At 35.2% G+C, this 13,125-nt stretch carries 10 protein-coding genes, 1 other RNA gene and 2 pseudogenes; 1 reads left to right on the top strand and 12 read right to left on the bottom strand.

The window, feature by feature from the left end; translation table 11 throughout:
• Window positions 1-23: 23 nt before the first annotated feature.
• The 6 genes from WP_RS00970 to WP_RS07050 all read right to left on the bottom strand — a co-directional run bounded on the left by WP_RS00970 (window position 24) and on the right by WP_RS07050 (window position 6,721).
• Window positions 24-1,190 (bottom strand): ankyrin repeat domain-containing protein, encoded by a 1,167-nt coding sequence (locus tag WP_RS00970; protein WP_399489224.1) that lies wholly within the window; start codon window positions 1,188-1,190, stop codon window positions 24-26.
• Window positions 1,191-1,488: 298 nt separating this feature from the next.
• Complete coding sequence (gene ispG, locus WP_RS00975; RefSeq protein WP_007302669.1) at window positions 1,489-2,769, bottom strand: flavodoxin-dependent (E)-4-hydroxy-3-methylbut-2-enyl-diphosphate synthase; 1,281 nt, start codon at window positions 2,767-2,769, stop codon at window positions 1,489-1,491.
• Window positions 2,770-2,785: 16 nt separating this feature from the next.
• Entirely contained in the window at window positions 2,786-3,415 is a 630-nt protein-coding gene (locus WP_RS00980; protein WP_012481754.1) for a TRP75-related protein, read from the bottom strand.
• Window positions 3,416-3,591: 176 nt separating this feature from the next.
• The gene (locus WP_RS00985) at window positions 3,592-4,149 is read right to left on the bottom strand and encodes a hypothetical protein (RefSeq protein ID WP_007302667.1); all 558 of its coding nucleotides are present in this window, start codon (window positions 4,147-4,149) and stop codon (window positions 3,592-3,594) included.
• 181 nt (window positions 4,150-4,330) lie between these two features.
• Window positions 4,331-6,442: a DNA translocase FtsK gene (locus tag WP_RS00990; RefSeq protein WP_012481755.1), complete on the bottom strand. Its 2,112-nt coding sequence runs from the start codon at window positions 6,440-6,442 to the stop codon at window positions 4,331-4,333.
• Window positions 6,443-6,721, bottom strand: coding sequence for a YggT family protein (locus WP_RS07050; protein ID WP_012481756.1), 279 nt, complete (start codon window positions 6,719-6,721; stop codon window positions 6,443-6,445).
• A 408-nt stretch (window positions 6,722-7,129) separates the two neighbouring features.
• Between WP_RS07050 and WP_RS07930 the strand changes: the two are divergent.
• Window positions 7,130-8,070, top strand: a pseudogene (locus tag WP_RS07930) (IS5 family transposase).
• A 223-nt stretch (window positions 8,071-8,293) separates the two neighbouring features.
• On the opposite strand, the gene WP_RS01005 reads toward WP_RS07930, so the two are convergent.
• The 6 genes and pseudogenes from WP_RS01005 to WP_RS01025 all read right to left on the bottom strand — a co-directional run bounded on the left by WP_RS01005 (window position 8,294) and on the right by WP_RS01025 (window position 13,119).
• A complete protein-coding gene (locus WP_RS01005) occupies window positions 8,294-8,722 on the bottom strand; it encodes a ClpXP protease specificity-enhancing factor SspB (protein ID WP_007302665.1) in 429 nt (142 codons plus the stop codon).
• A gap of 16 nt (window positions 8,723-8,738) precedes the next feature.
• Window positions 8,739-9,076: a transfer-messenger RNA gene (gene ssrA / locus WP_RS06950) on the bottom strand.
• A 448-nt stretch (window positions 9,077-9,524) separates the two neighbouring features.
• Entirely contained in the window at window positions 9,525-10,538 is a 1,014-nt protein-coding gene (gene cgtA, locus WP_RS01010; protein ID WP_007302664.1) for an Obg family GTPase CgtA, read from the bottom strand.
• A complete protein-coding gene (gene eno / locus WP_RS01015; RefSeq protein WP_007302663.1) occupies window positions 10,526-11,800 on the bottom strand; it encodes a phosphopyruvate hydratase in 1,275 nt (424 codons plus the stop codon). The genes cgtA and eno overlap by 13 nt, the downstream gene beginning before the upstream one ends.
• Before the next feature lie 66 nt (window positions 11,801-11,866).
• A pseudogene (locus WP_RS07935) lies at window positions 11,867-12,000 on the bottom strand (WPE palindromic element domain-containing protein); the annotation flags it as partial.
• Window positions 12,001-12,120: 120 nt separating this feature from the next.
• Window positions 12,121-13,119 (bottom strand): recombinase zinc beta ribbon domain-containing protein, encoded by a 999-nt coding sequence (locus tag WP_RS01025; protein ID WP_007302662.1) that lies wholly within the window; start codon window positions 13,117-13,119, stop codon window positions 12,121-12,123.
• Window positions 13,120-13,125 lie beyond the last annotated feature (6 nt).

Genomic DNA, 13,125 nt, shown 5'->3' on the forward strand with positions numbered 1-13,125 from the left:
ACCCAGCACTAAAACTTTAGATATTATAGCCTTTTACTAATCTCTGGACAAGCTCTAGCTTCGGTAAACTCAGTAGAAGGTTCTTTTGCAAAAAATGCAGCATGTACAGCATTTTTAATGAAAAAACACGCGGCAAGTGCAAATATTGCTGTTGGTATATAACACCAAGGAGAAGCTATACTAAAAAAAGTAGCAGAAGCTACTGTTAAGCAACAACAAGTAAATATTGCTTGAAGCATAATATACTGTCTATCAACACCACCATACTCGGCCATTAATTTTCTAACTTTGTTATTGCTGCCGTATGGCAGAGTAAGCGTTTTAATCAAATTCATTACACAATTATTAGTGAAATATGGAGCACACTCTATAACTCTGGAGCCATTAACCTTCTGATTAGGATCTGCACCATACTTTAGAAGCAACTCTACATATTTTTCGCGTTTATCGTTGTCACAATTGATTGCTTGATATAATGGAACTCGACCATTTTTATCTAACATATTAGGATTAGCACCATATTTCAAAAGTATTTCCATAGTATGATCATCATCACACAAAAACGCTTTAAACAACGGATTTTTACCATTTTTATCTAACATATTAGAATCAGCACCATATTGTAACAATAACTCTACAATTCTGCTGTCATCGATAACCCTACAATAGTATAACGAAGCTTCATTATGTAATAGCTTTATATTAGGATCAGCACCATTTTCTAAAAGAAGTTTCAAAATACTATAATTTCTTGAATCTTTAGCTTGCATTAAAGCAATAGATAATGGAAAGTAAATATAAATAAGTTTTTCATTGATGTAATCACCAAATCTTCCATCTTTACTGCTTTTGAATTTGGAAAAAAGCTTTTCAAGAAACTTTATATCCTGATTATATAGAGCCCTACTTAAGTAAAACCTCAAATCTCCAGGCGAATTAATTTCATTTAAATTTTCGTCAGTTAGATTTGTAACCTCTTCTATGCTTTCCTTAGTAAGAAATTCATATGCAGAACCTAGCTGCTTAAATTTTTCTTCATTTTGTTTCTTCACAACCTCATTTTTACCTGAATGTTTATCAGGATGATATTTCAAGGCTAATTTTCTATACGCTGATTTAATTTCTTGTTCACTGGGCGCATCGCTTGATTGAAAACCTAATATTTTTAAAGCTTCCTTTCTACCTACAATAAATTCCCCACTGAAATATGTTAAATTAAACGTAACCCAAAATTTCAAAAAGTAAAGCTTTTATGTCAAATTGCATCTATTTCATAACTGTACAAATATTGTAGATCAGGAAACTTCAGTCCTTGATACTGGAATAACATCTCTATACTACTCCGGGCCAATCTAAATATTAAGAAATTTACCATATAAAAAAAAGGCAGAAGAAACCCTATTATCTATTTTTTAAATTTACGTTCTTTATTGTCTCATTTGACGTTCACTAAACAGAATGTAGTCTAAGTACAAACTTGTGAAAGGCTTATGTGTAATGCTTCTCCACATAATCACTAATAATTTCCTTAAATTCTTCAAAAATATTATCACCTTGTAAAGTTTTGAAATATTTGCCGTCTTTGTAGACTGCTGAAACAGGTTTTTCTCCATACCCAGGCAGGCTGATCCCCAGATTTGCATGTTTGCTCTCTCCAGGACCATTTACTATGCATCCCATAACAGCAACTTTCATATACTCTACACCAGGATTCTTTTTCTTCCATACCGGCATATGAGTTTTTATGTAGCCATTTACTTCCTCAGTTAATATACGAAAACGATCGCTACTTGTGCGTCCACAACCAGGACATGAACTCACCTGAGGGTTAAAGTAGCACAAACCTATAGACTGCAGTATTTCCTGACATACTACCACCTCATTAGTGCGTGATTCACCAGGGCGCTGAGTTAAAGAAGCCCGGATAGTGTCTCCAATACCATTTTGCAATAAATAAGTAAGCCCTGCTGTGGTATTTACTACGCCTTTGTTACCCATACCAGCTTCGGTTAAACCCAAATGCAGCGCATAATTGGAAGATTTTGCAAGTGCCGTATAAACTAAAATTAAATCCTGCACTCTACTGACTTTACATGAAATGATTATTTTCTCTGCATTAAGGCCAATCTTTTCAGCTTTTTTTGCACTACCAAGAGCAGACATTACAAGCGTCTTACGTAATATAACATCAGAAGTTTTTGGATTACTAGATAAGGAGTTTTCATCCATTAATTTTTGTGAAAGGTACTTATCAAGACTACCCCAATTTACTCCAATTCTGACAGGAAGATCATGCGTTATTGCATACTCTATAATTTTTTCGAATTTTTCATCACGTTTATCACCAAAGCCTATATTACCTGGATTTATCCTAATTTTACCCAGAATTTTAATGTTGTCTGGATAATCCTGAATCAGCCTGTAGAGCTCATATTGTCCACAGCCTACTAATATCTTACCATCAAAGCCTTCTTTATTTATTTCCTCTACTATATAAGGTATTGCTTTTGCTACTTCCTCTGAGTTCAAAGCAATTCGCACCAATTCTGAACCTGCATGCGCTAGTTCTATTACTTCTTTTGCATATTTCTGAGCACTACTTTTTATGTTGTCAGAATCTATATGTGCACCAAGTGCCATGGATTGAACAACTATAGGATTATTTCCACCTATCTTCACTTGTCCAACTTTTACAGTATGAGTTTTATGCCTGGAAACCGGCGATGACTCATATGCATCATCACTCAATGTCAGGTCTCTATCTAGCATATTATTAATCGTGACACTATTTTACTGTGTCAACTACACTGCCAAATGAACTTGAACCATTTAAACTATGCTGTGGTGTTCTATTTAGATCAGTAATAGAATCATGAGAGCACGTTCTTCTTGATGGAGTTTCTTTTATAGTAACATTTATAGGGGAAACTTTTTTTTCTCGTGTTGAAGTAACTTTTTTCCCTTTTTGTTGTTCACTTTTTTTATGCTGCTTACTTTCATACTGAGAAACTGGCTCTTGATCTATAAATACAGCACCCTTTAAACGTGCAAGATTAATACCATGCTGATTGATCATAGCATCCTCCCCATCTTCAACTATGCAAGCTCCCACGTTGTTTGGCTCGTTATCAAGGCTAGCAATTTTTTTTTCTTTTAATTTTTTGATTAGATCTTCTTTATTCATAGCTAGATCTTGTAACTTTTTTTTCTTGAGGAGCTCCCTACGCTTCTCATACAGTTTATATGACTCAGCAAAATCCTCGTCTGCATGAAAGTTTGCACCACCAGGGTTACCAGGAGGTATGTACCTCTTACTGAACTTTACCTTAGACTTCGCTTCAACATTATGTACAGTAAAGAAACTAGAAACCAAAAGTATTAATATAAATAAAACTTTAGAAAAGATCTTAAGCATACTATAGTGAATATTGTGCTTTAAAAGATACCAATTAACAAACTTCAAGTAAATCAGAATCTCTACCAAGTTTATAATACAAACATCTTTCTAAAAAATTTACTACCAAAACCTACATAATCTAAAGGAAATTTAAGGTGTTACAAATTTTACGTAACACCCTTTCAAGAAGAGCATTACACTCTTCCTTGCTGTAAGTTATTCTTCAGTTTTTCGGTATCATTCACATTATTAAACTTTCCGCTTGGCATATCTTGAGACAAGTCGTTTTTCTTCTCTTTATCAAGCTTAACTCCCTGATAGATACAGAATGCAACAAAACTAGTTACAGCTATTGCAGCAACAGCACTGACTATGGCACAAGTTAGTATTGCTTGTTCTTGTCCCCCTACCATGTCTGCAAATGTTTCTACTTTTTCTTCTAAGCCTGTAAATTTTTCTTGCAAGCCGCTTAAGTGCTCTTGCATAGCTTGAAACTGCTCAGTACCAATCTTGTCTTCTAATGCACCAAAAACTTTTTCAAACTGCTCAACATCTATCTTTTGAGCTTCTTGCCACTCTTTTAATGCACTAAATACCTCTTCAAACTGTTTAGCATCTATCTTTTGAGCTTCTTGCCATTCTTTTAATGCGCTAAATACTTCTTGAAACTTTTTAGCATCAATATTTTGACTTTCCTGCAATGCTGTTACATCCGATTTATCAAAACCGAATACAAATTTGGTTATACCCATTTTTAACCCCCTAGCTAATTAATATATTACTATTGTACGTTTTTAGTAGTTAATTTAGTATTAAACACTATACAACTGGGATCCAATAAGAAATATCTGGTCATGCGCTGGAACTTTTGAATTCCAGTTATGCAAGAGATCTATTGATCTTAAAATAACTTTCTTTGGTTTAAGTTAAGGGTTATTCTACCAATATCTCTCTCTTTCCTGAGTAACTCGGAGCACTGACAATACCTTCTTTCTCCATTCTTTCAACAATATTTGCAGCTCTGTTATAGCCTATTCTAAGTTGCCTTTGAATGTAACTAGTTGAAACCTTTTGATCTCTCTGAATGATGGCCACTGCTTGCTTGTATAGATCGTTCTCTTCATCTTCTGTTTCACCTTCTGATTCCGCGAAAGAATTTTCATCTTCTTGAGTGATTTCCTCCATGTAGTTTGGCTCACCTTGCGTTTTCAGATGATCAACTATATTTTGCACCTCATCATCACTTACAAATGGACCGTGCACTCGAATAATCTTACCACCAGAGGCCATATAAAGCATATCACCCATACCGAGTAACTGTTCGGCCCCTTGTTCACCAAGTATTGTACGGCTATCTATCTTAGAAGTAACAGCAAAACTAATTCTCGTTGGAAAGTTTGCTTTTATCACACCTGTTATCACATCTACAGATGGGCGTTGTGTTGCCATTATGATGTGTATTCCTGCAGCACGAGCCATCTGAGCTAAACGTTGAATAGAGCATTCTATATCTTTGCCAGCAACAAGCATTAAATCTGCCATTTCATCTACGATCACCACAATATACGGAAATGTCTCCATTTTAAGTGGTATTTTTTCAAATAAAGGTTTACCCGTTGTTGAGTTAAAGCCAATCTGTACAACGCGCTCCAACTCTATTCCGCTATTCATCGCTTCTGTAATTTTTTGATTATAGTTTATTACATTGCGCACATTTAAATATGACATCATGCGATAGCGATTTTCCATCTCTTTCACTATCCACTTAAGAGCAATAACAGCTTTTTTTGGCTCTGTTACCACTGGCGTTATTAGATGCGGTATTGCATCATATATTGAAAGCTCGAGCATTTTGGGGTCGATCATTATCATCTTGCATTCATCAGGACTTAGTCGATAAACAAGCGACAGAATCATCGTGTTAATTGCAACCGACTTACCTGACCCTGTAGTTCCGGCAACAAGCAAGTGGGGCATTTTAGTCAGATCTGCAATAACTGGTTTTCCGCTTATTTCCTTGCCAAGCGCAATTGGAAGATTTAAGTTTGCATTTTGGTATTCTGGCGATTCAAGTAAATCACGCAGCATTACAATCTCTCGCTCCTTGTTTGGCAATTCTATTCCCATGGCATTTTGTCCACGAATTATTGAAATACGTGCAGAAAGTGCACTCATTGAACGTGCAATATCATCTGCAAGACCAATCACTCTTGCAGATTTTGTACCTGCTTGTGGTTCAAGTTTGTATAAAGTCACAACCGGTCCATAACATACACTTATAATTTTTCCTTGCACGCCAAAATCACTCAGAACCTGTTCGAGCAGAGATAAATTCTTATTGCTCTCTAATGCATTCAACTGTTTTCTCTGCAAAGATTCTTCTGCTTTGGAAAGTAAGTGAATGCTTGGAAACTCAAACTCGCTAGAAGGTGGTTTAACAATTTCTTCGGCAGCTTTTTTCTTTCTTTCTTTCGGTTGTTGTTTAGTGGTTATATATTTTTCCTCTACTACTAATGGTGCTATTGAATAATCAGTAGTTTTACGTAACCTGAAAAACAGAACCTTTGTAAAAAGGGAAAATATTTTTTTACATAGGAAAAGCAAAGAATAAACCGTTCTCTTCCAACCAATCAATCCTACAATACCTATTGATGCTACTACTGTGAATATGTAAAACGGGCAGTGGTCAATTAGAGCATTACCGACTATTCCACCGTGCATGTATCTAGCAGTAATGCCAAGCGAAAGTTGCGACAATATAGCATATATTGCTACATTGATTAACGTTAGGTAGATAATTTTCAGCAATGATGCTCTGAAAATTAAAAAGTAAACTATGGTTGTAGCTATTGTAATACTAGCGAGTCCAAGAAATTGAACCAATATATCAGCTAAATATGAACCTACTACTCCGCCCAAATTTGTTACTTCCTGATTTGTAGCTGTATTTAAGGATGGATCTTTATAATTATAGCTAAAAACCGATATATATATATACATTAATAGTGACAAGTATATCGCTGATTTTAGCTGTTTTTTTAACATCTACTTAAAGTAATAAGTAATTGTATATTTTACAAAGTGAATTGCTATTATCAATATCATCACGGATAAATCTAATCCATTGAATGGTTGTATATACCTTCTGATAACCTTTAGTGGAGGATAAGTGAGTCTGTTTAAAGTTTGCATTATGCTGCTTACAATCTCATTATACATGTTAACTACATTCAATTTAATCAACAAATCGAGAGCAATTGAGCATATTAGAACGAAGCTGTAAAGATCAAGTAACAGGTTAAGTAAGTATATGATTGGATGCATATTACTAATTTACACTAAAACCTATTATGTGTAGTGATATGTATAAAATCAAGCCCCACAATAATTTTTATGCTGAAATAGGTGTAAACAATAAGCTATAAGATATTATACCCTTTGATTCCACGTGGATAAAAAACTTATTGATAAATTAACGGAGAGATGTGTACTGTATGAATAGCTTTTTGATCATGTTTATTACATGCAGGATAAGTGTTCAGGTACGTATGAAACCAGCGCTTCTTTTCTTGTCACCTCTTGTTACCTAAATAGCCTCTGTTCAAGTAGCCCCTTTGTTGTCATCCCAGTGCCCAGACACTGGGATGGCTTTGTTGCACCACTCAAGGAAAGAACAGGCAGTTACTGATGGAATTTGTTATAAAATAGATATTTAGCCGACAAAGGAAAAATATGCCAATAAGAATGAAAGTCAGTAACTGCAATGAATATAACAAATTTCTTCAAGAAAGGGGAAATGTTTTTCATTATATCAACGATGCCATTGAAAATTGGTACGAAAATAGTCCAAAAGTAGCAGGTGGCAACAATGTCTACAGCGACAAAGTAGTGATTCTAATTCACATAATAACCTATCTATTCAGGATTGGTCTTAGGCAAACAGTGGGATTTATAGAGAAATATCTTGAGCAAATAGGGAAAATTTTGCAAATTATCAGCTATTCGCAGGCTTCAAGAAGGTTTAAAAAGCTTAATATCAAAATCAACGACTGCAGAGTTGATAAGAACGATATGGAAGATATTGAAATTGCTATAGATAGTACAGGTATCAGCATCTACAATAATATTCCAAGCCATAGTAAGGCAAATGGTACAGATAGAAAGTATCGCCGCTATGAGCAAACAAGATGTAATGCTAGAGATAGGTAGTAAAAAAGTTATAGCTGCAAAATACAGTAGTGGAGTTTATTCCGACCACTATGGAGCCTGTGATCTTATTGAAAGAGTGGATACCAAGTATAACATAAGCACGATATATGCAGATAGATCGAAAGAAGTTATACAAACTGTGCGATGAGCTTGACATAAAGACAAGGATTCCTCCGCAAAATAATGCAGTAGAGCATCCAAAGTTGGATTATATGAATGAGAGAAATTCTACAATCAAGCTCATAAAGTCATATGATGAAGATGGTATGAAGAGGTGGAAAAAAGAGATAAATTATTGGAAGAGATCTTATATAGAAAGTTTTTTCTCGCGACTGAAGCAAATATTTGGATTTAGTTTTAGGAATAAATCTGAGATTAATCGTGAGAAGGAACTGCTACTCAAGTGTTATTTGCTTAACAAATTTACTGAAATAGGCATGGCTAAGTTTGATATAGCTTCATGAATTTATTATACATTACCCACTATCCGAAGAGCTGTGCAACAAAGCCCACTGGGATCCAGATTGGCACTAAGTTGGTAAACATGAAAGCGCTTTATAACGTTTTTGATGTGAAAGCTAATGTCAGCTACTCAAATGATACCATTTGTTATAAACTCACTTTTACTCTATGGTCTTGTCGATATCCTGAACAGATACAATATTTTTTATTTATAAAATGAAGTAACTACTTATCGTAAAGTTGATCTATAGATATAATACTACCATTTGATGACTTTTCAGCACATTTCTCACTTTCATATTCTTTATCAGAATCAACGCTAAATACTAAAGTATCTCCTGAAATTTTATCATGAAACTCACTAATAGCAAAAAACGGTACAGTGACTTGTTCTTGTTTTCCACGAAAGCTCAAACTGACGCTAAACTTATCTTCAAGAACTTTTAGACCAAAAAATTGATGCTGTAATATAATAAGCATTTGAGTAGGGTATGATTCTTTCAAGTAGTCTGGCATGACAACACCATTAAAGCGCGTAAAAAATACTATTTCTAAGTGAGGAGTAAAAACATTATCTAATATAGTATTCAAAGCCTTTTTGATAACTTGAAATTTAGCATAACTAAGCGACTTCTGATAATCTGTTTTATCCATATAACCCTTACATGTTTGGGGGAACTTCTGTTACCCGGCGTTCCCTAAACCGTGCTTATAGCGATGAAGTTATAGTGCCTAAATTAAGCAGCTAATGCAACATTGTCTTCAGCAGCAAAGTTATCGTTTGCATCTAAATTGTGAACTCTTAGCGGTGGTATCTAACCGAGCAAAGCTACCATCTTTACTATGCATGTCGATCCTTACTCGCCCCCGTATCAATCAAAAAATATGGTGGAGGCGCCGAGTACTGCCCTCGGGTCCAATACACCTATTACAAGGTAATTTTATTGCCATAGTGTATAAAAAATACACATGCTTATTATACAGTAGTATTGAATAAATGTCAAGTTATTGAACTCCAAATTGATTGGCAACTAAAAAACTAATATAAAAATTACTTCGCCTATTTATCTAATCTTAGTATACTCACAGTAGAGGTATTTTTAGAGCTCAAAATCTATCTTCGTCTGCAGACTTTTCTATCAAATAATCAAACTAAGTAAAGAATGTAGCGTATCTTCTTCAGCGCACATGGGTGCACACATATGCTTAATCTCTGTCGTATGTACGTTACATTTTTTCTGTTCTTTATTAATAAATATGGGGGATTCTATGCCTAATTCTTAACAAAAAACTACTCAAATGCTTTTGTAGCTATTGAATTTCTGAGTTCAAGAAGGCAAGAGACAGTGTGAGAAATGGCACAAGCCGAAAAAAAGATAAGTTGTGGAACAAAAAATGCAGACAACTGTGGAAAATTACCCACTGGAATCCAGACTTTGATTGTCAAATAAAAAATTCACATCTTAAAAGGATCATATACATTAATTTCCTTAGTTTTCACTTTTTCATTTAACAACCTCAGAATGGGCTGTAAATCATCGTCAATTGATAAACACAGTACTTCTCTATCAAGATAATTGGCTAAATGATTCTTCTTCTCAAGAATTTCTGTTTCTTCCAATAAGTCACATTTATTTAACACTACAATTTCCTCTTTTTCAACAAGATCGCTATTGTAAAGCTTCAGTTCATTATGCGTACAATTATAAGCTGAAATAATTTCATCGTGAGTTACATCAATTAAATGCAGTAAAATTTTGCACCTTTCTATGTGCTTTAAAAATTTGTGTCCGAGCCCAACTCCAAGATGAGCATCAGCGATTATTCCAGGAATATCTGCTATTACAATTTCGCTATAATCCACTTTTGCTACACCTAAATGTGGTCTTATAGTAGTAAATTCATAATCGCCTACTTTCGTATCAGAATTCGAGCAGCGGGTTAAAAATTTAGATTTACCTACATTTGGCATACCAATAATGCCAACATCAGATAAAACTTTTAGCTTCAATACTATGTTTCTTTCCTCACCAGGCTGACCATGAGTAAAATGCCTTGGTGCCCTATTGGTGGAAGATTTAAAGTTAGTATTTCCAAGTCCACCTTTTCCACCTTGTACTACTTGAAATTCCATGTCGGGTTTATCAAGATCTACTATCACTTCCTCACTTTCTTCATCTATTATTTGTGTACCAACTGGAACTTTAAGTATAATATCTTTTCCTGCCGTGCCAGATCTATCTCTACTCGTACCACTTTTTCCACTACTTGCTTTAATATGTCTTCGACAACGAAAATTAAGCAAAGTGTTGAGATTTGCATCACTGATGAAAATTATGTCTCCTCCCTTGCCCCCATTACCACCGTTTGGGCCACCAAATTCAACGAATTTTTCTCGACGAAAACTTGCGCAGCCATCGCCACCATCACCTGCTTTTAAATATAATTTAACTTCGTCTATGAAGTCCATGCTAACCCACAATAATATTTAGCATTTTCTCCTAATGAACTTTCTATTCTCATTAATTCATTATACTTTGCAAGCCTATCAGAACGCGACAGCGAGCCAGTCTTGATTTGTCCACAATTCGATGCAACCGCTATGTGGGATATCGTTGTATCTTCTGTTTCACCTGAGCGATGCGAAATAATAGCCCTGTAGCCATTTAATTTTGCCATTTCAATAGCAGCAAAAGTTTCCGTAAGTGTTCCTATCTGATTTGGCTTGATTAGTACAGCATTTGCCATTTTCTCCTCTATTCCTTTACTTATTAGTTTACAATTTGTAACAAATAAATCATCTCCAACCAATTGAACTTTATTCCCAAGTTTTACAGTAAGTAATTTCCAACCTTCATAGTCGTCTTCATTCATTGCATCTTCTATAGAAATTATTGGATATTTGCCTACAAGGTCAAAATAATACTGAACCAATTCCTCTGAAGTGAGTTCTCTGTTTTCAAATTTATAAACTCCATCTTCATAAAAAGTAGATGCAGCAACATCAAGACCCAGTGCAAAGTGATTTTTCATCGAATAACCGGCAGATTCAACAGCCTGAATTATCAAATTAAGAGCTTCTTCAGTGCTTCCAATGTTTGGTGCAAAACCACCTTCATCTCCTACGTTTGTACTATAACCTTTTTTCTTAAGAATGCTGCGCAAGTTATGAAATACCTCTGCAGATATTCTTATTGCTTCACTGAAAGTTTCAGCACCAACCGGAAGAATCATAAATTCTTGAAAATCGAGTTTATTATCCGCATGTACTCCACCATTAATGACGTTAATTAGCGGAACTGGCATCTGCTTCTCCCCTACGCCCAAATATTTATATAACGGTGTTTTGAAACTGTTTGCTGCTGCTTTTGCAACAGCAAGAGACACACCCAAAGTTGCATTTGCTCCAAGTTTAGATTTATTTTTTGTTCCATCTAGTTCAATTAAAACTTTATCAATTGCACTCTGGTTTGCTGCATCCATGCCAATGATTTTATTTGCTATCACTCCACTCACAGATTGAACAGCTTTCAGCACTCCTTTACCACAATACCTTTTTTCATCTTGATCTCTCAGCTCCAATGCTTCTAGTTTACCGGTCGAAGCCCCAGAAGGGACAGCGGCTCTACCTGTTGCTCCATCACATAGTTCTATTTCTACCTCAATTGTTGGGTAACCCCTGCTATCTAAAATTTCTCTTGCAAATACACTGCTGATCGTCTTTTTCATCATGCTAAACCTCCACTAGATTCACAATTGTGTTCACGTTCGGGAAATGTCACCCCAGCGCTGTAACATTTCAGTGTACGAACATTGCAATATACAGGTAATTTGAGTAGCGGATGGTCAGTGCTTGACACTGGAATCCAGTTTTTATTATACAGCCACTTATTTAAAGTTAAGTCTTCTGGATCCCAGTGTCTGGGCACTGGGATGACACCATTCTTAATGGAAGCTATCCCCATATCGCAATGTCTGTACAGTTGTTTGCCTAGACACTGGGATCCAGTTTTACTACACAATTTTATCATATAAATCACCAATGCTTAAGTTTATTTTACTAGCAGCAGCTTTGCAGTTTCTTTCGCTAGTTTAGCTATATTACTACCAGCACCAATAAATAATACTACATCTCCTGAACTTGTCGAATTACTAATAAAATGTGAAATGAGTAAAGCATCATTCATAATCTTCACATCATTAAACCCATTACTGATCAAGGCTTTTTGTATATCATCAATTCCACAGCCAGGAATAGGCTTATCTTCTGGAGGATGGACAGGAGTGAGAATTACATAATCAAACATCATGAAAATTCGTACGAACTCATCAAAAAAATTACGAACACGAGCAAAACGAAGCGGCTCGATAATTCCTGTTACCTTTCCTTTAGTGGTCAAACGTGCTGCTGACAGGGTTGCCTGTATTTCATTTGGGTGGTGAGCATAATCCTCAATTAACTTAACACCTTTAATATCGGCAATTAATGAAAATCTCCTTGCTACTCCTTTAAATTCCAAAAGACCTTTTTTAATCTCTTCATCACTAATTCCAAGTTTCACTGCAACTGATATTGCAGCCAGGGCGTTGCTAATTTTATGCATTCCTATTGCATTTGATAGCACTACATTCTTTATAATTCTGGTACAAGGTTGGATATCTTCTTTTTGTCTTTCGAGAGCGAGTTCTTTTAATCGAAACACCATATGTACATTATCATCATCAATTTCAATACGCTGAACTAACTTTCTAATTATATTAAATTTAGTCTCCCAATCTACCTCTGATAAATCACACTTTTCCTTCGTTATATGCCCTCTTAACATCTTCACTTCTTCCCATACTACCTCTTCTAGTATATCCGCGCGTATTGATTTGCTGTTACATTCACCAAAACGTTTTCCAGGACAACGATAGTAACTTCTTCCTCCCTTAGCATTACTCATTCCATAATAAACGGATTTGCAACACTGACATATCACTAACCCTTGTAATAAGTATTTTCTTCCACTTTGTTGCATTTTTTCTATTTGTAGCTTTTCTTTTTCCAAACTGTA

The organism is Wolbachia endosymbiont of Culex quinquefasciatus Pel (assembly GCF_000073005.1).
Classification (GTDB): Bacteria; Pseudomonadota; Alphaproteobacteria; order Rickettsiales; family Anaplasmataceae; genus Wolbachia.

Coding starts and splice junctions, on each gene's coding strand:
- cgtA (WP_007302664.1), bottom strand. CDS start 10,538: ATGGACTTCATAGACGAAGTTAAATTATATTTAAAAGCAGGTGATGGT.
- WP_RS00980 (WP_012481754.1), bottom strand. CDS start 3,415: ATGCTTAAGATCTTTTCTAAAGTTTTATTTATATTAATACTTTTGGTT.
- WP_RS00985 (WP_007302667.1), bottom strand. CDS start 4,149: ATGGGTATAACCAAATTTGTATTCGGTTTTGATAAATCGGATGTAACA.
- WP_RS00990 (WP_012481755.1), bottom strand. CDS start 6,442: ATGTTAAAAAAACAGCTAAAATCAGCGATATACTTGTCACTATTAATG.
- WP_RS07050 (WP_012481756.1), bottom strand. CDS start 6,721: ATGCATCCAATCATATACTTACTTAACCTGTTACTTGATCTTTACAGC.
- ispG (WP_007302669.1), bottom strand. CDS start 2,769: ATGCTAGATAGAGACCTGACATTGAGTGATGATGCATATGAGTCATCG.
- eno (WP_007302663.1), bottom strand. CDS start 11,800: ATGATGAAAAAGACGATCAGCAGTGTATTTGCAAGAGAAATTTTAGAT.
- WP_RS01005 (WP_007302665.1), bottom strand. CDS start 8,722: ATGGATAAAACAGATTATCAGAAGTCGCTTAGTTATGCTAAATTTCAA.